General features: G+C 38.9%; 20 protein-coding genes. 10 read left to right on the top strand and 10 right to left on the bottom strand.

Going from position 1 to position 23,564, the window contains the following annotated elements; translation table 11 throughout:
* Positions 1-522 precede the first annotated feature (522 nt).
* From ACM5BR_RS12855 to ACM5BR_RS12845, 3 genes are all read right to left on the bottom strand, one after another.
* Entirely contained in the window at positions 523-990 is a 468-nt protein-coding gene (locus ACM5BR_RS12855; RefSeq protein ID WP_416828360.1) for a hypothetical protein, read from the bottom strand.
* Positions 987-1,412, bottom strand: a complete 426-nt coding sequence (locus ACM5BR_RS12850) for a hypothetical protein (protein WP_416828359.1) — start codon at positions 1,410-1,412, stop codon at positions 987-989. Before ACM5BR_RS12850 ends, ACM5BR_RS12855 begins: the two co-directional genes overlap by 4 nt.
* A gap of 336 nt (positions 1,413-1,748) precedes the next feature.
* Entirely contained in the window at positions 1,749-2,651 is a 903-nt protein-coding gene (locus ACM5BR_RS12845; RefSeq protein WP_416828358.1) for an aldo/keto reductase, read from the bottom strand.
* A gap of 272 nt (positions 2,652-2,923) precedes the next feature.
* On the opposite strand from ACM5BR_RS12845, the gene dat reads away from it, so the two are divergent.
* A complete protein-coding gene (dat, locus tag ACM5BR_RS12840) occupies positions 2,924-3,775 on the top strand; it encodes a D-amino-acid transaminase (protein ID WP_416828357.1) in 852 nt (283 codons plus the stop codon).
* 248 nt (positions 3,776-4,023) lie between these two features.
* On the opposite strand, the gene ACM5BR_RS12835 is transcribed toward dat, so the two are convergent.
* The 3 genes from ACM5BR_RS12835 to ACM5BR_RS12825 form a co-directional block, all read right to left on the bottom strand.
* Positions 4,024-4,890: an RNA polymerase sigma-70 factor gene (locus ACM5BR_RS12835; protein ID WP_416828356.1), complete on the bottom strand. Its 867-nt coding sequence runs from the start codon at positions 4,888-4,890 to the stop codon at positions 4,024-4,026.
* A 15-nt stretch (positions 4,891-4,905) separates the two neighbouring features.
* Entirely contained in the window at positions 4,906-6,081 is a 1,176-nt protein-coding gene (locus tag ACM5BR_RS12830) for an NAD(P)/FAD-dependent oxidoreductase (RefSeq protein WP_416828355.1), read from the bottom strand.
* Positions 6,082-6,169: 88 nt separating this feature from the next.
* On the bottom strand, positions 6,170-6,964 hold the full coding sequence (locus ACM5BR_RS12825; RefSeq protein WP_416828600.1) for a 5'-nucleotidase, lipoprotein e(P4) family: 795 nt from the start codon (positions 6,962-6,964) through the stop codon (positions 6,170-6,172).
* Between the two features lie 308 nt (positions 6,965-7,272).
* Between ACM5BR_RS12825 and ACM5BR_RS12820 the strand changes: the two genes are divergently transcribed.
* Positions 7,273-9,138, top strand: coding sequence for an SH3 domain-containing protein (locus ACM5BR_RS12820; protein WP_416828354.1), 1,866 nt, complete (start codon positions 7,273-7,275; stop codon positions 9,136-9,138).
* Positions 9,139-9,321: 183 nt separating this feature from the next.
* On the opposite strand, the gene ACM5BR_RS12815 is transcribed toward ACM5BR_RS12820, so the two are convergent.
* Entirely contained in the window at positions 9,322-9,465 is a 144-nt protein-coding gene (locus ACM5BR_RS12815; RefSeq protein ID WP_416828353.1) for a hypothetical protein, read from the bottom strand.
* A gap of 449 nt (positions 9,466-9,914) precedes the next feature.
* On the opposite strand from ACM5BR_RS12815, the gene ACM5BR_RS12810 reads away from it, so the two are divergent.
* From ACM5BR_RS12810 to ACM5BR_RS12780, 7 genes are all read left to right on the top strand, one after another.
* A complete protein-coding gene (locus ACM5BR_RS12810) occupies positions 9,915-10,673 on the top strand; it encodes a 3D domain-containing protein (protein ID WP_416828352.1) in 759 nt (252 codons plus the stop codon).
* Between the two features lie 77 nt (positions 10,674-10,750).
* A complete protein-coding gene (locus ACM5BR_RS12805) occupies positions 10,751-11,059 on the top strand; it encodes a DUF3910 family protein (protein WP_416828351.1) in 309 nt (102 codons plus the stop codon).
* Positions 11,060-11,265: 206 nt separating this feature from the next.
* Positions 11,266-11,616 (top strand): hypothetical protein, encoded by a 351-nt coding sequence (locus tag ACM5BR_RS12800; RefSeq protein ID WP_416828350.1) that lies wholly within the window; start codon positions 11,266-11,268, stop codon positions 11,614-11,616.
* 60 nt (positions 11,617-11,676) lie between these two features.
* Entirely contained in the window at positions 11,677-12,693 is a 1,017-nt protein-coding gene (locus ACM5BR_RS12795) for a type II TA system antitoxin MqsA family protein (RefSeq protein WP_416828349.1), read from the top strand.
* Between the two features lie 174 nt (positions 12,694-12,867).
* Positions 12,868-13,509 (top strand): YdcF family protein, encoded by a 642-nt coding sequence (locus ACM5BR_RS12790; protein WP_416828348.1) that lies wholly within the window; start codon positions 12,868-12,870, stop codon positions 13,507-13,509.
* 201 nt (positions 13,510-13,710) lie between these two features.
* A complete protein-coding gene (locus ACM5BR_RS12785) occupies positions 13,711-15,333 on the top strand; it encodes an SWIM zinc finger family protein (protein ID WP_416828347.1) in 1,623 nt (540 codons plus the stop codon).
* The gene (locus tag ACM5BR_RS12780; protein ID WP_416828346.1) at positions 15,320-18,079 is read left to right on the top strand and encodes a DEAD/DEAH box helicase; all 2,760 of its coding nucleotides are present in this window, start codon (positions 15,320-15,322) and stop codon (positions 18,077-18,079) included. Before ACM5BR_RS12785 ends, ACM5BR_RS12780 begins: the two co-directional genes overlap by 14 nt.
* Before the next feature lie 62 nt (positions 18,080-18,141).
* Here ACM5BR_RS12780 and ACM5BR_RS12775 read toward each other — a convergent pair whose 3' ends face one another.
* From ACM5BR_RS12775 to ACM5BR_RS12765, 3 genes are all read right to left on the bottom strand, one after another.
* Entirely contained in the window at positions 18,142-18,627 is a 486-nt protein-coding gene (locus ACM5BR_RS12775; RefSeq protein WP_416828345.1) for a DinB family protein, read from the bottom strand.
* Positions 18,628-18,710: 83 nt separating this feature from the next.
* Complete coding sequence (locus tag ACM5BR_RS12770) at positions 18,711-19,319, bottom strand: nitroreductase family protein (RefSeq protein ID WP_416828344.1); 609 nt, start codon at positions 19,317-19,319, stop codon at positions 18,711-18,713.
* 165 nt (positions 19,320-19,484) lie between these two features.
* A complete protein-coding gene (locus ACM5BR_RS12765; protein WP_416828343.1) occupies positions 19,485-19,802 on the bottom strand; it encodes a hypothetical protein in 318 nt (105 codons plus the stop codon).
* Positions 19,803-20,166: 364 nt separating this feature from the next.
* Here ACM5BR_RS12765 and ACM5BR_RS12760 point away from each other — a divergent pair, with 364 nt between their 5' ends.
* A complete protein-coding gene (locus ACM5BR_RS12760) occupies positions 20,167-23,523 on the top strand; it encodes an SCO7613 C-terminal domain-containing membrane protein (protein ID WP_416828342.1) in 3,357 nt (1,118 codons plus the stop codon).
* The last annotated feature ends 41 nt before the right edge of the window (positions 23,524-23,564 follow it).

Raw genomic sequence — 23,564 nt, 5'->3', positions numbered from 1 at the left:
ATTAAAAAAGAGGGGATATTTTATTTATCTTTATTTTACCATTCAATATAAATTTTTTATAGTAAAAAAATATTAATCTTTGCTTGATGAACACTGATATTCAGCGTTAATTTAAAACGAATTATAACGCTGATGGAAGAAAACAATTGAACTACAGTGCCAAAAAAGGAGACGTTTCGATAGAATGCAAACGAAGCGTCCCCTTTTATTGAAATTTTTTGCACGGAATAAAACTAACGCGTGTTTTCAGTGACTTTCTAACATATGCTACTCCTGATAAATATGGATAAAATCTAGAGAAAGGCGACCAGATATAAGCGGAAACTTCTCCATTTTCATACTCCAAATACAGAAGTTGTCAGTCACGGAAAGCGGCATGATCTTCTCGTTAATGAAATTGATTTTACAATTTCTTGTGAATTATGTATTCGTCTACTTGTTTCTGCATGTCCAATTCACTTTGCGCAAGCAATCGTCACTACATTACCTTCACGGTTATCTATCAACATACTCTGTCCCTACTCAATTATTGATGACAGATTCTTCTTTTACTTGACTAACATCATCCCTCTGGTTTGATTTGAAATGGAAGGTAGCTTGTTCTACCATAGAAGTCAATTGAGCTAACATGTTCTTAAGAAATTTTTCGCTTTCCTCAATCTCAAAATCTAAATCTTGTAATTTTTGATCGTTACCATGCATCCTTTCACCATAAATCTTTCGCAATTCCGCCATTTCAATTTCTTTTTCTTTACTTAAAAGATTGATAACCTTCTGTATTCGTTCTTTTCCAAAATTCCACAATTCTTCTTGATTAGAAAAAGACTTTTTATCAAGCTCCTGTAACCTATTTTGCAGCTTTTGGTTTTCACTCTCAATAGTATGTAGTTCACATTCAAGTTCGTTTCTTTTCGATAGAAAGTCCCATTTTATCTTTGCAATCGCCTTGTCTACTGGATCTTTTCGTACCCCAAACATTCGTTTTTTCATATATCATTCAGCTCTTTCTCTGATTTTTCTGTTATAGCCTTTAAATATTCGGGAACCTCTTTTATCCGGTTTTTAGACATTTCACTTTGTTGTGCTTTTAACTCCATTTGTTGTAATTGTTGTTTTTCCTTTTCTTGTAACTCATTTTTCAGGTCCAAAATAGATTGGGTGTGATTAGCAAAAATGTCCACAAGCATTTCGCTTATTTCTTCAGCAATTGGATTCATTGGCGGAAGTTCCTGTTTTCTCTCCAACTCTTCAAGAAGTCTTTGATTCTCTATCTTTGCATTGTCCACTTTCTCTTTTAAAAGATCATATTCTTTTTGTTCGGACTCAAGCAGAGATTGAATATGGGCGCGTACGTCCTTTGGGTCATACCCTACGAGAGTATATTTTTTATAGATGGTTCTTTCTATATCCATTTTCCTCACCTCCAGGTTACGTTACATTTTCATACAGCTGTTTTTGTTGCGTTCTTTTGCGGGAAACAGAAGACGTAGTTGTTCTCTTCTTTTTTAAGAATACAAGGGCAAATGAATTGGCAGATGCTTGTAGGGTAGCTTGGGTTGATTGGAAGCTGGAGTTTTTGTGTAAGTTCTGTTATAAAACGATATAAACTATAACCATTTTTTAACTTTTAGTATAAAAAGAGGTAATATTCTTTATTTTACCATTTAAATGGAAGCTTTTATAGTAAAAATATTAATTACAAAGAAAAAAGCTGCCTCCTAAAGAAAGCAGCTTCTTTCCATCGCACATCAAGGCACCTCATGCCCTACTGCCGATTCATAAATTTCAAACCATTGGTGACGGTTCATCGAAAGCTTTGTTGCCTTTACGGCAGAGCGAATGCGTTCGATTTTTCCGGATCCGTTAATCGGTATGATGCCTGCTGGGTGAGCTAGAAGCCAAGCATACATAACTTGATCAAAGGAAGCTGCACCAATTTCTTTTCCTACTTTAGATAAATCATTTTTAATGAATTGTGTATTTCTAGATCTATCACTGAACAATCTTCCTCCTGATAGAGGTGACCAAGCCATCGGATGAATTCTTTTTTCCTGACATTTTTCGATTGTACCGTTTGCAAAATGCTCTAGCTGCATGACCGAAATTTCAATTTGATTCGTTACGAGCGGGAAATCTAAGTAGGCGCTTAGCATCTCAAACTGAGAAGGTAAGAAGTTGGATACTCCAAATGCCAACACCTTTCCTTCCTGCCTAAGCTTTGTGAACGCCTCGGCCACTTCGGCTGGGTCCATGAACGGATCAGGACGATGAATAAGAAGTACGTCAACATAATCAGTACCAATCTTTTGTAGCGAAGATTCTACGCTTGCAATAATATGTTCTTTGCTCGTATCGTAATGTTTCACTGTTCGCTTTGGATATTTTTCTGATAAAAGCTTAATGCCGCATTTCGTTACAAGCTGCATTGAATCTCGCAAAGACGGCTTACTTTTTAATACTTCCCCAAATAATGCTTCACATGTATAGTCCCCATAAATATCGGCATGATCAAAGGTTGTAATACCAAGCTCGATACATTGCTCTGTAAAGGAAAGGATTTCTTCCTTGCTCATATCCCATTCTGCTAGACGCCAAAATCCTTGTACCATACGAGAAAAAGAAATATTTTCTGTTAGCTGTACGCGTTCCATCCTATCATTCCTCTCATTCTATGTTTCCCCAATTTCCCCTTTACTAGAGTATACCAAAAGAACAAAATAATATAAAAATTCACCCGAAGTTAACACCATGTTCACATCAGCCATTTATACTACAAGCAATAAAGGTGCTACCCTCCAAATTTAGCACTTTCCCTTACAACGCTTTTTCTAAAAGAGCGTTGATTTTTTTTGTCTAAAAGAAGGAATATCGAGTAGCGATGACAAAGTGTGTAAGGTAATGCTTGAGATAGGAGAGAGGAACGATGGAACCAATTGTATTATTCGGACGATCCTTTATGGACACAAGAGTAGAACAGCCTTCTATTTCGATAGAAGACCGCGGTCTTCAATTCGGGGATGGTATTTATGAAGTGATTCGAATCTATGAAGGCTCCTTTCATTTACTAGAACCGCATCTTTCTCGTTTGTATCGCTCGATGAACGCTATCGATTTACATCCGTTTTTTACGAAGGATGAACTAATTCATATGCTGTATGAGCTTGTGAAAAAGAATCAGTTCACGAAATCAGGCTATGTATATTTACAAATTTCCCGCGGGGTACAGCCGCGAAATCATCATTATGCAGACGATTTAACCGGAACATTTTATGCGTATCTTGGGAAAATGGAACGTCCCCTTGCAGCAATGCTAAAAGGGATTTCAGTATGCACGGCAGAGGACATTCGCTGGCTGCACTGTGATATTAAATCACTGAACCTGCTTCCAAACGTACTCGCTCGAACAAATGCAGAGCGAAACGGCTATGATGAAGCACTCTTCGTGCGCAGCAGCGGTGTTGTAACAGAAGGAAGCTCGTCTAATTTCTTCCTTGTGAAAAACGGTACACTGTACACGCATCCTGCTAACAATCTTATTTTAAACGGCATCGCGCGTCAGCATGTCTTGTCCCTTGCCGAAGCACTTTCTATTCCGATAAAAGAAGAGGAATTTGGCGTAGAGGATGTCCTTCAGGCCGATGAATGCTTCTTTACCTCAACCGGTATTGAAGTTATGCCTATGATGCAGCTAGATGGCAAGCAAGTCGGGAGCGACATCCCAGGACCAATCACAAAACAGCTGCAAGCGGCGTATGAAGTGAGTATTTCGGAATAGGTTGGGGGAGTGAGCGGGGGGTGAAATGTGTCGGATTTTGCGAAAAATCGATAAATCGAGGAAATTCGTTGATAAACGCCTTCTTTTCGTCGATATATTTTCATTTTCGTCGATAAACGATACTTTTTCGTTGATAAATATATCGATTTCGTCGATAAACGATACTTTTTCGTTGATAAATATATCGATTTCGTCGATAAAACCTCTGCGACCTATTTAGAACCTCTTATATATCGAAAAAAGACGGCTTAGCGCCGTCTTTTTAACTTATCAGGATTTAAGATATTATAAATCGTTTTAATTTTATCCCCTTCGAATTCAAAGCTCATTACCGCTAGTATTGCGGTTTGATTTTTTATCACGATTCCCATACGGCCATTTACCTTGGTTGGCGTAATCGTGTACTCCTCAAGATATTTCGCTGCCAAAGAAGTAAGAAGTTGTTTTACCCGTATTGCACCATAAATAGGTTTGGCTGCTGCGGTTACTTTTCCGCCGCCATCAGCATAATACACTACGTCTTCCCGAAGTACTTCCATCACCTGATTTGTGTTCCCCTGCTGAATTGCACTTATGAAACTGGCAATGACTTGTTCATAATCTACGTTTACAGCTGTAAGCTGCTTTTCGAGTTCTGGCAGCATTTTTTTCAATCTACTTAATATCTTACGGCAATTCGGCTCTGTTTTTTGGACAATGTCAGCAATCGTTTCATAGTCGTATTCCAAAACTTCACGTAGGATAAAGATTGCTCGTTCAATTGGATTGAGTTGTTCAAATAATACGAGCAAAGCATAGGACATATCCTGTTTCATCATCATTTCCTGCAATGGGTCTGTTTCCATCACAGCAATTGGTTCAGGCAGCCATGGTCCAATATATAATTCTCTTTTTTTCTTAGAAGATTTCAATAGGTCTAAGCAGCGGTTTGTAACTAATTTACATAAATATGCTTTTACATGTAAGCCATGTTTCATTTCATTTTGATTTAACTTCATAAACACATCTTGGATCACATCTTCTGCATCCGCAATACTACCCGTCATTTTATAAGCAAGCGAGAAAAGAAGAGGTTTGTACTCGATATATAGCTGGCTTAGTTCGGCTTTCTCCATAGAAACACTCCTCACTTAAACTAGTAAACTCGCTTGATCCCATGTTCGTTCTCGAATCCGAGCACCCATCTTTCCTGATACGATAAAATCGAGTCCCCATTTCTGAACCCAAACAAAGCCATTGTTAGGTCCTAGACTAATACAATATAATTTAACCGGATAAGCTTTATGAGTAATAAAATTAGCTATTCCGCTTATCTCATTCTTTAAAATTTTGCTTAACCGCGCTACTTGCGGAATCGCTTCTTTGCATGTCATTCCATCCACTTGATTCGTCTTTTTATCTATAATTCTTGCACAGTCGCCGATTGCAAAAATATGAGAGTACCCTTCTATACGATACGTATCCGTAACGACGATCTGATTCGTATGAGATAGCGGAAAATGGAATTCTTGGAGATTCACTTTAACCCCTGGTGTCCAAATGCACTCTCCCGCTGCATAGGTGGTTCCATCTGTACAAAGTATTTGACCATTTTCAAATTGCTTTACTCTTGTTTTCGATAGAAGCGTTATCCCAAGCTTTTCAAGTTCGTACGCTAATCTTTCGCTTACTTTTACAGGCGCCCCGTGTAATACATAATCTTTTGCGTCAAACAAGATGACCCCTACCTCATCTGGATCAAGCCCTGCTTTTTGAACTTCTTCTTTCAACCAAACACATAATTCGCAAGACGTCTCAATACCTGTAATCCCTCCACCAACAATAGCAATCCGTAATAATTTCCTTCTTACTTCTCTATTCTCCTCTGTTTTCGCTACTTGAATGAGGGAAAGCAATTTTTGTCTGATGTCTAAAGCAGCCTTCATATTGCTTAATGTTACCCCGCCTTGCGTACTCGGAACTTCCCGCATCACACTCCCTAAAGCGAGAACGAGATAATCATATGGTATCGTTTGTATTTGTTCCGTTTCTATTTTTATCGCAACCTCTTTTTTATCGTGATTACATGCGATTGCTTCACCTTTTACATATTCCATTCCCTCTGTACAATACCTTTCTAGTGGGACTTTCAAATCGGCATCTTCAACAATTGTTTTAAACAACAAAACCTTTCGAAAATGAAACGAGTTTTTATCCACCAACGTAATTTTCACTTCTTTTCCGAGTAACGGGCCTAATTCTTTTTTTAATCCATTTAGTAAATTGATACCAGCATACCCTCCGCCTAAAATCACAATATGTTTCATCTTTTCTTCCCCCTTTACCCTTAAAACGATTTGACCTCCTCGTTTGTGACAACAGAAAAGAAAAAAGCTCTACACAATCTGTGAGAGCTTAATAAGATCGTAAATACGATTGCCGTATTTTCTGCTTCTCCTCATCTGTTTTCCTCTCATAGTTGTAAAGGGCCTGCTCCCAATCACCATTCATCGGGTTGGGAAAGATAATATAATTTTGTCCGAATTTCATTCGGTTCTGATCGACTCCCTCGTTTCGCTTCTGTACAGACTCGCCATCAAATGCAGCAAAATCATTGATGTTGTCGCCAAAATAGAGCACAGTCGTATGAGTAGCAGCTATCTTTTGGCGGCGGGCTTCCTTCCCCTTTTCACCTGTCTGCAGGAGCACATGTTCCTTAGTTGCCTGCGGTGCACCGATACGCTGTAAATTGAGAAGCGTCGCATCTAGATATGCTTGGTTGCGATTGCTTACATAGAAAATGTCGACTCCTTTTCCGTTTGCATAGGTTAAGAAATCAATACTGCCTGGGAGAGGGGCAGCCTTTGCTTGCCGAACCCAATCGTTCCAAAGCAGAGACGACTTCGTGCCTGAAAGAATGGCCTTCGCCAAAAAAGGACTATCATCGAATACCGTTTCATCTAAATCGAGCACAACGGCCAGTGGCTTTTTCTGCTCCTTTGGCTTATTGCGCAGAGCCTCTTGCAGCTTCATCTTGCCGAGCTGAAAGCCTTGATAATAGAGCGCCCTCGCCTCGGCGGATGTTTGATACCAAAGTACAGACATCGTGTTTTCCTTCTCAATATTTGCTTCAGCTGCCATAGCTTGATTCGAGCAGGCTAGGAACAGGATAAAAACTAAAATTTTCTTCATTTTCCAACCTTCTTTCATACGATAAAATGTCAGATAATCGAGTATAAATATTCCGCTTTTTTCCATGTAACACTTTTTTCATATGACATATTTCTACCCATTTCATCTTATTTCTACAGGCATTTAGGTATGTATTTTTTATTGTAAAATAGTTTATCCAACTTCTTTATTTTTATGTTCCAAATGGTGGAAAGCACGTTTTATGAGTGTTTGTTTATATATGCCAATTATTTAATGTTTATTGACTACAAGAGATAGCTATTCTAGTATTTTCTATGGGTGTAACCCAATATTTTCATAAAAATATAGAAAGGTTGTAATAAAAGATGAAAAGCGTTCTCGCCAGTATTGCAGCAGTGTCTGTGGTGGGGGGAGCAGTTGCAGAGGTAGCACAAGCAGCTCCTGAAGTACAAGCTGCCCCTGTCTCAGCAGACCAACAGCACACTCAAAGCTCAAATGATTTTACGGTTCAAGCAGACAGTTTACATGTCAGAAAGGGTCCTAGCACGAGTGATGAAATTCTCGGTCATGTGATGCAAGGAGATGCCCTTAAGGTTTTAGGAGAAGTGCAAGGTTGGTATCAAGTACAATATAACGGGCAAACGGCCTATGTCAGCAAAGATTTTCTAGCACAAAGTGCCAGTGCGCCAGATAACGATTATAAAGTTACGGTATCTTCCCTTCGCGTTCGAACAGGTCCAAGTACATCCCATGATGTCATTGGCGATTTATCTAGAGGTGATGTAGTTCAGGTCGTTGGGGAGTTACAGAATTGGTATAAAATTTCCTATAAAGGCCAAACAGCCTACGTCAGCAAGGACTATGTATCGCACGGCGGTCAAGATCAAACCGTGACGCAATCCTTGCAAACAGGAGAGCTAAATGGTAGTTACATAGTGGATGTTCCCTCCTTACGTATTCGTACAGGGGCAGCTATCTATCATCCGGTTATCGGAGGTGTCACGCAAGGTGAGGTCCTAAAAGTAACTGGCATCGAAAACGGCTGGTACAAAATTGACCGAGGCGGCAAAACAGGCTATGTAAGTGCTCAATATGTGAAATTTGAACCGAAAACAACCGACTATTATGTAACCGCAGATGGCCTTAACATCCGAAGCGGTGCAGGTGCCCAATCTGACATTCTAAATACGATTACTCGCGGCGATAAAGTACAAGTAAGCGGCGAAGATAACGGTTGGTTCAAGGTTACCTTTAATGGACAAACCGGCTATATTAATAAAAAATATGTATCACAAGCACAAGTAGAAGCGGCTAAGTCTACAAACAAAGCAGATGCACAAGTGCAAGCGAAATCAGACACAAAGGCAACTGAGCAAGCGAATGCTGACAGCACACCAGCTCCTCAGGCAAAAGCTGAACAGCCTACTGTGCAAACACAGCCTGCAGGTAATGAACAAGCAGGGTCTGCTGTGAAACAACCAGCAGGTAATGAACAAGCTCAGCCTGCTGCAAAGGCACAGGATTATTACGTAAAGACTAGCTCATTAAATGTACGAAGCGGCGCAGGTACACAATTTGATGCAATTGGCTCCGTATCCTACGGCGACAAGGTGAAAGTAACCGGCGAAGATAACGGTTGGCTTAAGATTTCCTATAACGGACAAACCGGCTATATTGGAAAAAGCTTTGTATCCGATACAAAAGTAGATGCAATAGCACAAGCAAATGAAACTGCTTCTGCACCGGCTCCTACAAAGGAGAAGACGCAATCTCAAGCATCAGCACAAAGCCAAGCTCCTGCAAAGACGCAAACGCAGCCTCAAGCACCAGCGCAAAACCAAAAGCCAGCGTCTCCTTCTTCTAACGTGTCAGCCTTACTATCTTATGCAAAATCGTTAGAAGGAACACCTTATAAATGGGGCGGCACAACACCAGGTGGATTTGATTGCAGCGGCTTCATTTATCATGTGTATAATAAATTTGGCTTCTCCTTTGGACGCCAAAGCGCTAATGGCTATTGGAACAGCTTAACGCAAACAACTAATCCGCAGCCAGGCGATTTCGTCTACTTCCAAGGTACAACAGGTAATGGCTCAAGTAGTGCTTCTCACATGGGTATCTACCTCGGAAATGGTACATTTATAAGTGCAGCTGATAACGGCGTAACCGTATCATCAGTAAACAACTCTTATTGGAGCAAACACTTCCTCGGCTATTCAAAGCCGTATTAAAATCAAAAAAGTCGTTTTACCATTAGGTAAGACGACTTTTTTTTGTATGTACTAAATATATCCTTAGAAATACAAAAAGCAGAGATTCCCCAATCTCTGCTTTTCTTTATATAATGTACCCCATTTAATTTAACGTGTTTTTGATCCATAAGAAATGGCTCCCAACCATCTACGGCTTATGTATCATCCTGCATGAGCTGCGGAAGACTTTCCCCGTTCGATTTCCGTCTTCTCAGCTTTTTGTAAATCTACTGCTTCATGCTCGCGAAGTAAGATAGCCTGACGCTTCAAACAAATTTGTTTCCATTTTCGTTCGTACTTTTTCACAGCTGCATCCCTCTGTATCTTGTTAACTTCTAGATTTATCTGTTTTGTAATCGCTTACAAGTAGATAATATCATATTTTCTAAATAAAGGCAACCTATCCGACATAAAAAATTGCGGATTTTGTAACGATATTTTCAACTTTTGATTCCTTTTCCTCTTGCAAATAAAGCGAAACTGACCTTATGCAGTGCGAAAATATAGCGAATCGACAGATCTATTACATATTTCCTACTATTTCTCAGGAAATATACATCATCTGTCATATTCCCTTTTTGTGGAAACTGTGATGAATCTATGATACGACTGCCTCTACTTCAATTCTACCATATTTTCACTGATTACAAACCATTAACAGCATATTACAGTTCCATTTTGGTTGTGTGATATTCGAAGAAATAGATTTATTATCTGTTAAGATTGCCGAAGAAGTCGTTTTTAGGAGGTAATGAATGAAAAGACTACTAACAATCGTAACGGGAGCTATCTTAGGAATTAGCTTTTTCTCAGCTCCAGCAGATGCAGCAACTATGGTAAATACAAATTCCCTGCCTATCGGGCAAGCTCCTATTTTAGGGAATGCCCTATATGGACAGGATTTACAAATACAAAAACAAGATAATAAATCGCTGCAAGTCGATTTTACAAAAGATGAAACACAATATGTTCAAGCAACTACTCTTCATGTAAGATCAGGTGCTGGACTTGATTATCCGATTATCGGACTACTAACCCAAGGACAACAAGTAAAGATCGTGTCACCTGTCCAAAATGGATGGGCTAAAATTGAGTATAATGGCGAAGCCGCCTATGTCCCTACACAATATCTAGAGGCCAAGCAAGCTGACTCGAAGCAAACGCAGGCTCCTGCAGAAGAACAGCATAAAGAACAACTTAAAGAACAGCCGAAAGTAGCCGCTGCAAAAGAAATTCAAGTGGTCGCAACTTCTTATTGTGCAAGTGAAGCAGGAAATAGCGATCTGACAGCTGCAGGCTATGACATACAAAAAAATCCTGGCATGAAATTGATTGCCGTAGACCCTAAAGTCATACCACTCGGAACGAAGGTATGGGTAGAAGGCTATGGCGAAGCAATTGCCGGTGATACAGGCGGCGCTATTAAAGGAAACCGCATTGATGTATTACTTCCTACCTTAGACCAGGCCAATCAATGGGGACGTAAAACCGTAACCGTACGAATTTTAGAATAAATAACAAGCAATCCTTCTCATTTGTGGGGGATTGCTTGTTTTGTATATAATAGATGAAAAAAAGGAGTTCTATTACCATGCATGTCAATGACACCAAACCAGATTGGATTGGAACGCCGCGAAAGCATACCTACGAAAAAGAAGGAATTGCTCATACCGACATTTCTATTGATTTCTCAATTCCAAACGATGACACTCGGTATAAGCTGATCGTACAAATCAAAGAAGGAACAACCAAAACCAGTCACTACGAAATCAAACAATACGGCGTAGCAGCAGGTGCTCAAAAGCCGTTTTTACAAGATACGAACTACGTGTTTGAAAACAAAACCATTTCTTTAATTGATGCAATCTTGTCAGATTCGTATGTACAACATTTTTTGTAAGCAAATCGTTAAATATAAAACATTTCCATATTAAGGAATACACAATATAATCGAATTATGTCCTTCGTTGTTCCCCTCGTTACATAAAGTATCGGAAAAATACAAATTTTGTAAAATTAACTGTTTTCGGTATCAATTGATACCATTTTTGTATATACTACTTGTAACGGGGATGATCATGTTTTGCTCTTAATGGGGAATTTCTTTTGACGGATTTTAATGCTAAAAAGGCCTTTCTTCGGGAAGCTAAACAACTCATCTCTATGGGAAAGAAAGATTTCATCAAAAGAACATACGACCATCCATCCGGTAAGAAGGTGAAATGGATAGAAGCTCTTCTTGAGATTGGCTTAACGAATGTCAATCAAGTGTGGGAAGAGACACTCAAGTTAACTCCAAATGACTATGTCGATGGACCCTGTATAGATGTAGATAGGCCAAAAGACGGCAAAGTTATTTGGATTTTCAAAAGAGAAGTAAATGGCATATTGATTTATATCAAAATAAAAATCGATCACCGCGGGTGTGTGTGTTTATCTTTCCACAAAGATTGGTGAAAATACCTTTCGGTTAATGAACTTTACGTATGGGGGGAATAAACAATGGAGGACACTACTATGGCAGGGACAACAAAAATCAAGTATTGCAATAATTGCCAAAAAGATGTTAATGCTAAGATAGTTGAACGCCAATCGAACTATACTTTTAAAGGTGAATCTTTTGAAATAAATGAACGTGTTCTACTATGTGACTGTGGTGAAGAGTTATATGATGAAGGCTTGGATTCAGAAACAATGAGAACACTTACAAGTATGTACGAGGAACGTGTCGGATTGTCTCTTGAAGAAATAAAATCTATACGTAACCAATATGGTTTGTCTATGGATTTATTCTCCCGTATTCTGGGTTGGAGTAAGGCGACAATTGCACGTTATGAAACAGGAAAGTATATTCCTGACTCCTCCCATATGACTGTTTTGAGACGTCTAAAAGAACATCCAGAAGCAATTGATGAGTATTATAAACTTACTAAGCATAAATTTAATGAGAAAGAACAGACGAAAATTAATGAAAAGCTAGTAAATACAGATCAAATAACAGTGGAAAAAGGATTACATGACGTTCTTCATATTAACTATAAATTATATGAGAAAACAATTGAATCGGGTTACAGTTCTTTCAGCCTCAGCAAATTAATTAACATGGTACTATTTTTTGCTGAAAACGGCGTTCCAAAAACGAAATTGATGAAGTTACTATTCTATGCTGATTTTCTAAATTATAAACGCAACTTACTTTCTATAAGCGGAATCCCATATGTTCGTCTACCATATGGACCTGTACCGAAAGATCATGATTTACTTTTATCAACCATAGCTAAAAATGAGATCATTGATATTGAGTACGAATTTATAAATGATTACACAAAAATCAATATTAAATCTCTACAATCATTTGATGATACATTATTCAATCATGAAGAGATTAAAATATTACAACAAGTTTATGACCATTTTAAAGATTATGGTTCTGTAGCAATAAGTGACTTTTCTCATAAAGAAGATGGCTGGATCTATACAGAAGATCGAGAAATTATATCTTATGATTACGCGGATACGTTAAAAATAGATTGATTAACTTCCCCATCTTCCTACTTTGGAGTAAGCCCGTCCAATCGGGCTTTTTTTGCTATTCATACGTCTTTAACTTCTAGCTTACAAAATCACACACGTAAAAATTCTTTTCATAATCTTTAAACTACTGCGGTCTATCCTATAGTAAAATGCCCTAAGAGGGGGATTTGATCAATGCTTGTTTTACACAATAGAAAAAAGAGACGGGGTATAAAACATTTGGTTATGTTTCTCCTGCTCCTTCTTATTGCATTATATGGAATTGCATATGGATTAGGATCGTTTTTAGTAATAAATGAACCTCCTAAAAAGGCAGATGCTATCATCGTGCTAAGCGGAGGAGAAAATCGGATTCAGAAGGGGATTTCCTTATACAAGCAGCATGATGCTCCTTATTTAATTCTCACCAATGCCAATGAAGATTATATGGTAGCTTACACAAATAAAGCGAATATACCAAAACATTCTGTACTTTTAGAAACAAAGGCAGATAGTACATATAAGAATGCCCTATATACAAAGGATATTATGATCAAACACAATCTAAAATCTGCCATTGTTGTTACATCCAATTTTCACACAAGACGAACGAAAATGAACTTTGACAAGGTGTATAAAGATACGGGAATTCAATTCACGTATGTTGGTGTAGACACCCCCGGCTTTAATCCCCATTCTTGGTGGATGAATAGGAGCGGGACGATAATTGTTTTTGACGAGTATGTAAAGCTAATTGGAAATATGTTTGGGATTGAAGGAAATGAATCGAAAGTGCCTTTAAACAAAGTAAATCAGTACTTCCTTTCATTTAGATAGTTTTATATATAGTGAGACTCCCCTTACATCTACGATCCGCTCTCCCCGCCTCGCACTCCTCTCCTACTTTTCCTCTATCATGGAAGCTCCAGATCATTCACCTAAAAATATACATCGCTTTTTTTCTACTCTTTTAAAATTTCGGTTATAATGAAAGGATAGGAATTTCGGATGGAGTTTTTCACATGATGGAGGAATTTTATGTTACAGGATTCAATGAACAAAGATGATGTACTAAGAATTTCAGATCAAATTATTGAGACGCTTGATCCAAAGTCGGAGCCAGATCGGTTGATGATGGCTAGTGGACTGCATTTGTATCGGCAAGGTCGCGTGTACAATGTGTTTTTGCAGGATGATATGCTGCAAGGAACGGTAGAGAGTGAGGGTTCCATTTATTCAGTTGAAATTCCTGTTTCCAATGTGAGCGGAAGTGTTTGCAATTGCTTTCAAGACGGTTATTGTGAGCATGAGATTGCTGTTCTCTTTTACATAGCTGCAAGCTTTGGTCTTGTAGGCGATGTAATGAAACGATTTAAGGATAAGGATAAACCGGCTGATATTCTGCCAAAAATGAAGACGGCAAAGCAGCTGATGCAGCTTTCCCACTTTGAGGATCTAGATTATAACAGCTGGATTTCCTATTTTAATAAAGATTATGATGCGTTTATTGCGGAACAGAATCGGTTTCCGTTTCGTAAAGCGTATCTGCTTGTAAATGTATTTGAAGATTTGTACATGAAACTATCGCGGAAGGCACCGCGGAAATCTATTTTGCGTGAGCTGTTTGAATTGAATGCAGCTCTGTTTTGTTTTGAACGATTGCTAGATTTAGCAAAAGAGTATGAAACGAATCGCATTCATTCGTATTATAAGCCGTCCTCAGTTGCCCAGCGCTTTGTAGAAGAAGCTTCCATGATCATCCATAAACTAGCGAGTGTGTCCATTCCTCCTGACTATGAAACCATACTCGTAGCAACAGGACAGACGGTTCATACTTTATTTTTTTCTCACACGGATTACATCTATGAGCGCTTCTATTATTATCGGCACATTTGGGGACTCTTGCTGAATCGTGAACCTTGGCTGGAAGAGGAAGCGCTGCGGATTGCCAAGCAAACGGAGCCTTTGCTTCCAGCGCTTACCTACGCTCATCTTGCCTTTTTGCAAAAACAGGATGACAAAGCGATGGAATATTTAGATTCGCAGTCCTATCTTCTTGTTGAGCTCTATTTCTACTGGCTTCAGGAGCTTGCGAACAATGTGGAGTGGGATCGCGTTAAGCTGTGGTTATCGTTTATCTATCATAAGCTGAAGATTTATTTAGAACAGGAAGAAAATGTGTACAAGAAACGGGATTTGGTTCGATTCTACTTATCAACCTATTCTTTATTTGCCGAAGAAACGAATGAAGAGCCTGGCTATGAGATGATGATTCAAGACCTTCTTCCTTATAGCTTCTATGAATATGATCAATATTTGCTAGCAAGAAAGCAATATCGGACGTGGACGGAGCTGCAAATAGTCATGGACAATGACTCAATTGAATCGCTGCGCGGAACGTTAAAGGAAATCGAAAAGGAAGATCAAGAAGCTGTTCTTCCCCTTTATCATCATGCAGTTATACAAACCGTTCAATTAAAAAATAGACAGTCTTACCGGATGGCAGTTCGGTATTTAAAGCGACTTCGCATTCTCTATCGAAAGCTGAAAAGGCAGACAGAATGGGATTCGTATATTGCAATGCTATCGAAAACCTACTCACGCTTGCGGGCATTTCAAGAAGAACTACGGAAAGGAAAGTTAATCGATGAGGAAAGATAATATAACTCTTCGGCTTGAGCAGCTACCTGAAGGTTGGTTCGTTTGGGGAGAAGATGATAAGAAACAAATCATCGAGCCATTCAGCTGGAAACGCGATGCCTTCACTTGGCATTCCACGACGTATTTCGGTACCTTTATTAAGGACCTCCATTACAATGGAAAAAATGGGTTTTATCTTACGTCAACAGAGGCGTTGGAGTTCGTTGCAGTATTACCACATAACTCCTTTACCATCACCTCCTACGGCCAAGAAATTATGAGCATCCATGAGGAAGCAACGGAGCTATGGTCAGGCTATAAAGAAAGTACCTTTATCCCTGATATGGAGCGTTGGAATGAGGAAGTTGCTTGGACAACACCAAACAACAAAAATCTTACAAAGGTCCTTTCCAAGCTTTTCTCAGATGCTATTAATGAGACGATTCGAACAACAGAGCCGCAAAATGAAGCATGGGAAAAAGCAGCGCGGCTTTATGAGTATCCTGACTTTGCTAGGAAGCTTCTTACGATCGCAGCTCATGAAGAGGACTGGCTTACGAAAATCGGTTATCTAGACGACGATAAACCTTTCACAATCGGACTTCGTCTACTTGAGCCGCAGGAAGAGTTTGAACTATGGAAGCTTGAAACAATTCTTGAGCCTAAGCGCGGGCAAAAAACATATATATTCACTGATGAAGCTTCGCTGCCAAAACGGTGGAGAGGATATTATGAAAACATTCTCCAAACATACGCAGGCTGGGAAAAACTCGTACCATGGCTCGTCGAAGAAAGGCAGCTTCGCCATGAACTATATGAATCGGAGGCTTGGAAATTTTTAACCGAAGCAAGCAATGAGCTATTAGCATCCGGTGTCGATATTCTTCTTCCTTCTTGGTGGCAGCAGTTAAAAACGACGAAATTCTCCTTGCGCGCCAAGGTAAAGAGTGATAACAAAGGCAGCGGTGAGTCCTTCTTTGGCATGAACACCATCGTCCAATTCAATTGGCGTATTTCTACAGACGGTGTGGAGTTTTCCGAAGAGGAATTCCGTTCCCTTATGCAGCAAAATCGACATCTCATCAATGTGAACGGCCAGTGGATTCGCCTTGATCCTGAATTTATCGAACGAGTGAAGAAGCTGATGGACAAGGCAGAACGACGCGGATTAGAAATGAAGGATTTGCTGCAGCAAGAGCTGCTGCGCGGATCTGAAACCGAAGCAACCGAGGAGGATGACAATCCCTTCTCTGAAATTCAAATCGAACTCGATAGCTACTACGAAAATGTTCTATCTCGTTTAACGGAAATCGGCAAAATTCCAAAACGAACTTTACCGGACAATCTGCACGCGACGCTCCGGCCTTATCAGCAAGTAGGAATCGAATGGCTTCTCTACCTTCGTGATCTCGGCTTTGGTGCTCTGCTAGCCGATGATATGGGACTTGGAAAAACGTTAACAACGATTGCCTATCTTTTACACATGAAGGAACAAGGAATTACAAAAGGACCAGCGCTTGTCATTGCTCCTACATCTGTACTCGGAAACTGGCAGAAGGAATTCGAACGATTCTCACCGGATTTATCAATCGGTCTTCACTACGGCTCGAATCGAATGAAAGGTGACGATTTCCTTCCTTCTCTTTTTGGAAAAGATGTTATTCTTACGTCTTATGCCCTAGCCAATTTAGATCGCGAGGAGCTCTCTTCTTATAAATGGAGTAGCATTGTGATCGACGAAGCACAAAATATTAAAAACTCACAAACCAAACAATCGCGTGCCGTTCGCAGCTTAGATGCTTGGCATAAGGTCGCACTAACGGGAACACCGATGGAAAACCGACTTTCCGAGCTGTGGGCTATTTTCGACTTTTTAAATCGCGGCTATCTCGGCAGTCTCTCTACCTTTCAAAACCGCTTTGTCACGCCGATTGAAAAAGACCGCGATGAGGAAAAAATTAAGCAGCTGAAAAGACTAATCTCGCCGTTCCTCCTTCGCCGTACGAAGCAGGACCCAGATGTAGCGCTTAATCTGCCTGACAAACAAGAGCAGAAGGAATACTGCACACTCACCGTCGAGCAAGCCTCTCTGTACGAACAAATGGTGCAGGATACGCTTATGAATGTAAAACACTTATCCGGTATTGAACGACGCGGCTTTATTTTACTCATGCTAAACAAGCTAAAACAAATCTGCAATCATCCAGCCTTGTACTTAAAGGAAGAACATCCGCAGCGCCTTAGCGAACGTTCGATGAAAATCCAAAAGCTGCTAGAGCTCGTCGAATCGATCCATGAGCAAAACGAAAGCTGTCTCATCTTTACCCAATACATTCGCATGGGTAATATGCTAAAGCATCTACTGGAAACGCACACGGGAAAACCCGTGCTATTCCTAAATGGAAGCATTCGAAAAAACGATCGCGACAAGATGATCAACAGCTTCCAAAACGGCGAAGCCAACACCTTTATTTTATCGCTAAAAGCAGGCGGCACCGGACTCAATCTTACCGCCGCTAACCATGTCATCCACTACGACCGCTGGTGGAATCCGGCCGTGGAAAACCAAGCAACCGACCGTGCCTATCGCATCGGTCAAAAACGATTTGTTCATGTACACAAGCTCATCTCAACCGGAACATTAGAAGAAAAAATAGATGAAATGCTCGAAAAGAAACAATCGCTAAACGATGCCATTATTACGAGCGACAATTGGATTACCGAACTTACAACCGATGAGCTGAAGGAATTATTGGGAGTCGGCTGAATGTAAATAGAGGAGGGTGTCTGCGGACACCCTCCTTTTTTATACAATGTGCAACGTGATAATTATAATGATTTAACTTGCTCAATTTTTAATCCGAAAATTTGAGGTGGTTCAATTTTGTTCAGTTGTAAATAGGTAGAGAGTTGTCCACGATGATGGATTTCATGTTCTGGAATTGCCATAAGTATTCTCCACACACTAACCTCATGACCATGAAGGGTTAAAACCCTTTTTGTCAACACGTCATTGCCTACTTTTAATAGACCCTCTGTTAGTTTAATCTGACATTCCTCTAAATAATTTGAAATATCCTCAAGAGAAGCCCCCTTACCAGTATCATGTCCTGTGTATGTCCACGAACCATGTTCAAATATACCAAGAAACATCAATCGAGCTGATGCGATATGTCGCAATAAATCACCTGTAGAAATTTTATCTTCAGAAGGCTTCCAATCTAATAGTTCATTGGGTATTGCTTTCACATATTGCATCGTTCGTTTATGAACACCATCTAAATATTTTACATATTCCTTTATATCATGAATCATGTTTCCACTCCCCCATTTTTTTGACTTTTATCACTTATATTCTTAAAACCGATTTAACTAGAAAAGAGTCTACTATCAGACTCTTATTTTTCTACTTTTCCAAAGAAGACAACTTCTTCAAGTGGCTTCCGTGTATTCGGAACTTCCCGATCCTGAAGGCTTTCATCTAGTATTTCTTTGTCACCGCGATACCCAATCGTAATAACAGCATGAACCTCATACGTATCAGGAAGATTCAAAACCTTACGTGCTTGCTCGCGGTCAAACCCTCCCATCGCATGCGTGCTCAATCCAAGAATCGTCGCCTGCAGCGCTATATTTGCCCAAGCTGCACCTGCATCAAACGCATGCGCTCTGTTTTTATCCCCATTCTCCCGCAGCGTATCCGATGCAATAAGAACAAGGACTGGCGCCTTACTAGCCCACGTACGATTGAAAGGATTCAAAAAATCATGGAACGTCTTCAAATCTTCCTTTGTCTTAGCCACAATAAACCGCCACGGCTGATCATTAAACGAAGAAGCAGCCCAATGCCCCGCCTCTAGCACCTGGTACAAATCCTCATCCGACACCGGTTGATACGAATACGCACGCGGCGACCAGCGATTTAAAAATAACGGACTCACATCATGCTCCGACTTCCGATTTTCTTTTACTTCCACTGCAAGATCTTGAACTGGATTCACGCTCATCTTATACCCTCTTTTCGTATGTGGTTTAGTACGAATTATCATAGCATACTGAATAGGAAAATTCTAACAATTTGGTTGGATTGTTGTTAGGTCAGGGGGGCTGCTGTTACACCTTATTTTTTCGCCGTTAAAATGTAGCTCGCTCCCTTTTTTCCTCCTCCACACTCAGCTTTTGCCGTTAACTCCGGTGGTTTCGCCGTTACACCCTAGTTTTTCGTCGTTAAACTTCTTTTTTCCGCCGTTAAAATATGGCTCGATCCCTTTTTTCATCCTCTGCACACGGCTTTTGCCGTTAACTCCGGTGGTTTCGCCGTTACACCCTACTTTTTCGCCGTTAAACTTCTTTTTTCCGCCGTTAAAACGTGGCTCACACCCTTTTTTCCTCCTCCGCAATCTGCTTTTGCCGTTAACTCCGGTGGTTTCGCTGTTACACCCTACTTTTTCGCCGTTAAACTTCTTTTTTCCGCCGTTAAAACGTGGCACGATCCCTTTTTTCCTCCTCCGCACTCTGCTTTTGCCGTTAACTCCGGTGGTTTCGCCGTTACACCCTAGTTTTTCGCCGTTAAACTTCTTTTTTCCGCCGTTAAAACGTGGCTCACACCCTTTTTTACTCCTCTACACTCAGCTTTTGCCGTTAACTCCGGTGGTTTCGCCGTTAAACTTCTCTTTTCCGCCGTTAAAACGGACCCACCTCCCGACTTTCGCTGGTACTCTGGAATTTAATAGTGTTTTACGCATATGATTCAATAAGCCGCTCCCTTTCTTTCTGATAATTCCGAAATTTGTTATAATATAGGGAATTAATGAAAAATTTAGGAATATGAAAACGAGTTGAAGGAGAATACATATGCAGAAAAGGGATTCAACTTTCCGAAGGCAGGTATTTAAAGAGGAACTACATACCTTAAAAGAGGAAAAATATATTGATGAACTTAATTTTAACAAAATGGAAACTGCCTACAATCTTTATTTACAAGACCTTGATGAACGAAAACACGAAAAAGAAGTAGTTGTTCCAAAACAAATAGTGAAGGAACAGCCAAAATCGATAAAACCCAAAAACACGCTAACACCAGAAAAAATAAGAGAAAGAAATATTTCTTGGTCTTTAATTTTGGGGGTTATTTTACTATTTATTGGCGGGTTAGTATTTGGCACAAGCAATTGGCACTCTATGAATAATGTATTAAAAGTATTATTCGTTTCATTGGTGTCCATCGTATTTTTTGGTAGTAGTTATATTGCTGAAAAATACCTACATATTCATAAAACTGCGTTTGCCTTTCTGACATTAGGTAGTTTATTTCTACCAATCACTTTTCTTTCTATCGGTTTTTTTGAATTATTAGGAACATGGCTTTCGCTATATGGTGGAGGAAGATATGTATTCGGTTTTGTCAGCAGCGGCATTTGCTTACTTTTATACACCTTTATCGCTACAAAGTATAAGCATCGATTATTTGTTTGGTTTTCCTATCTTGCTGCCACAATCGGGGTTAGCTTTTTACTAGCTTATTTACCGCGTGATTTTTTCTATCTCGGGATGATGCTATACAATGCTCTTTTACTATTTTGCTATTATAAACTGAAAGACAACCAGAGTTTTGCCCTATTTACGAAAGAATTATTCCTGTTTGCTCAAATAAACTTAATTTTAAGTACTTTACTCATGTTATTCATCTTTGAAAATGCTACTTTCTATAGTTTTAATCTATTACTTACAGCAGTTCTTTATCTTTCAATGGTATTTGTTAATAAAGCAAGGCATTATCATTATATTTTCACCTTTCTTTTTGTCTATGGAATGTATCAATTAATCCAAAATTCCTTCTTATCATCGATTGATTATATAGGGTTCGCCTTGATTGGGATTCTTTATTTAATTTTTCAACAATACGCAAATAAAGAAGCCTATATCCAGAGGGTATTCCAAGTAACAAGCGGCATTATCTCATGTTTTGCCTTTATTTTTATCAGTATTCAAGGACTTTTATTACGTTCTGATGGGGATTCGATTGTTTTATTTTTTGCTTACCTCATCATCGCGATCAATTATATTTGGTTATCCAATATTGCGAAACAACAAATCTTCCGATATTTAGCACCCATTTTCTTAATGGCAGCTTGTTTTCAAAGCTATTTCGTCCTATTCAAAGTCCAAAACTATGGATCATTATATATGTTTACGATGGCAACGATTATGTATGTTGTCTTTTATTTAAAAAATCATTTTAAATACTTTACTGCGATAAAAACAAGTAGCTTCATCATCTCGATTGGAACGATGGTACTGTCGATCTTCTTTGCTAGTGGGACATTAACCCATTCTATTATTCTCTTTTTCGCATTTGGTTGTATTGCACTACTTACTTATCATCATACGAAGAACAAAAACTTGAAAAAGATTACAACTTGGGTAAATCCGATTAGTTGGGGATTATCATTGATTAGCTTTTTCGAGTATGCAGAAAGACATATTGTAAACAATATAGGAAGCATGGGTCTTTTCGCCATTAGCGGGTTACTATTATTAGCCATCAGTTATGTTTGGAAATCTAGAAAACAGCTTGATTTAGATAACAGTACTTTCTTAACAGCAACTGCCATTTATACACTCAGTATAGTAATGAGTCCGCTAGAACTTTATAATCATCCTTTTATAACATCATGTATCTATTTGGGTGGAATCGCTATTTATATTTTACTAGTATATAAAATGAAGAAGGACGCTCTATGGACTTTTGTAAGTATTACTTCCGTCTTCTTTTTATCATCATTGACCGTCACCTTAAAATTAGAAAACACATTGTACACCCTTTATGTATTACTTATTCCGATTCTTTTATTATTGGTTTATGAATATGTGGGGAGAAAAATCCAAGAGTTAAAACCTTATTTTTTCTGGACAGCACATGTTTATTTAATAGGTGCTTTCCTATTCACTGTATTTCTTATTATTTTCAAACATTTACATCCAGCACTGCTTTTCATGGCGTTAGGAGCATACATTTACAGCACATTAAAACAAAAAAATGAACAAGAAATTAAATTATTTTTATATGCATCCTTTACAACGCTCCCAATTATTATTTATTTAATGCTCATTTATTATAATTTGGACAATTTGATTACGAGTGAGTATTTATTTCCTATTGTCACTGGGATCATCGCCCTATTATGGTTATCGGTAAACGAAACTTGGAAAAAAAGAATCGATTGGTACTTGATACCCCAAACGATTGTAGGGTTATTGATAGGTATTCCTTTTATAATGGACATCTTCCATTTCGGACTCTTTATTTCCTATACCATCCTTACTTTATACGTATTGCACAAAAGAAATTGGCGGATATTTACGATTATCCCATTACTTATCGCCACCATTTTCTTAGTTCGTTACTTATTTTTCATTGAAAAACCGCTACAGATTGGATTAGTCGTAGTAGCATTTTTCGCACTGCATCAATTCGGTAAATTTGCCTATAAACAACTCGCGAATCGATCACAAATTGATTGGTATACAATGACTTCTTGGATTTATATCATTATATTAGTTGTCATCATTTCTGACGAAGATCCATTATGGTTTAAGCTAATTCCTTCTCTATTGATTGTTTACAGCTTATATACGCTAATCAATCGATTTACATCGACTTTAGAAAAACGGATTATCAAAACCATTACTGCCATTTCTCTATTATTGCCGTACTATATCATTTTAAAGGAATTCGATGTAAATCAATATATTAGAACAGAGCTATATACATTGCCGTTTATCGGATTAACGATTTTCTTAAGCAGACATACTTGGAAAGATTATAAAAAGCAAATGAATACGATTCAATCGATTGTGCTGCTGATTGTCACCTATATCTTGGTTACTGATGCTTTAAAGAGCAATACCATCTATGATGCTCTTATTATCGGTGTTTTATCATTAGCCTCTATGTTAGGCGGCATGCATTATCGCATGAAATCGTATTTCTTCGTCGGCATCGGTGTATTACTATTAAACGTCTTATTACAAACCAGACCATATTGGGGGAATTTCCCTTGGTGGGGATACCTCATCATCGCAGGCTTAACGTTAATTGGATTTGCTAGTTTCTATGAATTGCAGAAACAGAAAAAGAACACAGATAAAAAATCTTTCCTCCAAACGAAAAAGGAACAAATTATTACGAGGTTTAAAGATTGGGATTAGGAACAAGTTACATTCCTTGGTCGCTGGTCCGTGGTTAGTAG

The organism is Ectobacillus polymachus, assembly GCF_048159605.1.
In the GTDB taxonomy this organism is placed as follows: domain Bacteria; phylum Bacillota; class Bacilli; order Bacillales; family Bacillaceae_G; genus Ectobacillus; species Ectobacillus polymachus.
The sequence above is the reverse complement of the archived record's forward strand: the minus strand, read 5'-3'. Positions and strand labels throughout refer to the sequence as shown.

Excerpts from the sequence above, each read along its gene's own strand:
- ACM5BR_RS12810 (WP_416828352.1), top strand. The coding sequence starts at position 9,915 with ATGAAAAGACTACTAACAATCGTAACGGGAGCTATCTTAGGAATTAGC.
- ACM5BR_RS12775 (WP_416828345.1), bottom strand. The coding sequence starts at position 18,627 with ATGATTCATGATATAAAGGAATATGTAAAATATTTAGATGGTGTTCAT.
- ACM5BR_RS12855 (WP_416828360.1), bottom strand. The coding sequence starts at position 990 with ATGAAAAAACGAATGTTTGGGGTACGAAAAGATCCAGTAGACAAGGCG.
- ACM5BR_RS12850 (WP_416828359.1), bottom strand. The coding sequence starts at position 1,412 with ATGGATATAGAAAGAACCATCTATAAAAAATATACTCTCGTAGGGTAT.
- dat (WP_416828357.1), top strand. The coding sequence starts at position 2,924 with ATGGAACCAATTGTATTATTCGGACGATCCTTTATGGACACAAGAGTA.
- ACM5BR_RS12795 (WP_416828349.1), top strand. The coding sequence starts at position 11,677 with ATGGCAGGGACAACAAAAATCAAGTATTGCAATAATTGCCAAAAAGAT.
- ACM5BR_RS12785 (WP_416828347.1), top strand. The coding sequence starts at position 13,711 with ATGTTACAGGATTCAATGAACAAAGATGATGTACTAAGAATTTCAGAT.
- ACM5BR_RS12845 (WP_416828358.1), bottom strand. The coding sequence starts at position 2,651 with ATGGAACGCGTACAGCTAACAGAAAATATTTCTTTTTCTCGTATGGTA.
- ACM5BR_RS12830 (WP_416828355.1), bottom strand. The coding sequence starts at position 6,081 with ATGAAACATATTGTGATTTTAGGCGGAGGGTATGCTGGTATCAATTTA.
- ACM5BR_RS12805 (WP_416828351.1), top strand. The coding sequence starts at position 10,751 with ATGCATGTCAATGACACCAAACCAGATTGGATTGGAACGCCGCGAAAG.
- ACM5BR_RS12760 (WP_416828342.1), top strand. The coding sequence starts at position 20,167 with ATGCAGAAAAGGGATTCAACTTTCCGAAGGCAGGTATTTAAAGAGGAA.
- ACM5BR_RS12770 (WP_416828344.1), bottom strand. The coding sequence starts at position 19,319 with ATGAGCGTGAATCCAGTTCAAGATCTTGCAGTGGAAGTAAAAGAAAAT.
- ACM5BR_RS12835 (WP_416828356.1), bottom strand. The coding sequence starts at position 4,890 with ATGGAGAAAGCCGAACTAAGCCAGCTATATATCGAGTACAAACCTCTT.
- ACM5BR_RS12820 (WP_416828354.1), top strand. The coding sequence starts at position 7,273 with ATGAAAAGCGTTCTCGCCAGTATTGCAGCAGTGTCTGTGGTGGGGGGA.
- ACM5BR_RS12780 (WP_416828346.1), top strand. The coding sequence starts at position 15,320 with ATGAGGAAAGATAATATAACTCTTCGGCTTGAGCAGCTACCTGAAGGT.
- ACM5BR_RS12790 (WP_416828348.1), top strand. The coding sequence starts at position 12,868 with ATGCTTGTTTTACACAATAGAAAAAAGAGACGGGGTATAAAACATTTG.
- ACM5BR_RS12825 (WP_416828600.1), bottom strand. The coding sequence starts at position 6,964 with ATGAAAGAAGGTTGGAAAATGAAGAAAATTTTAGTTTTTATCCTGTTC.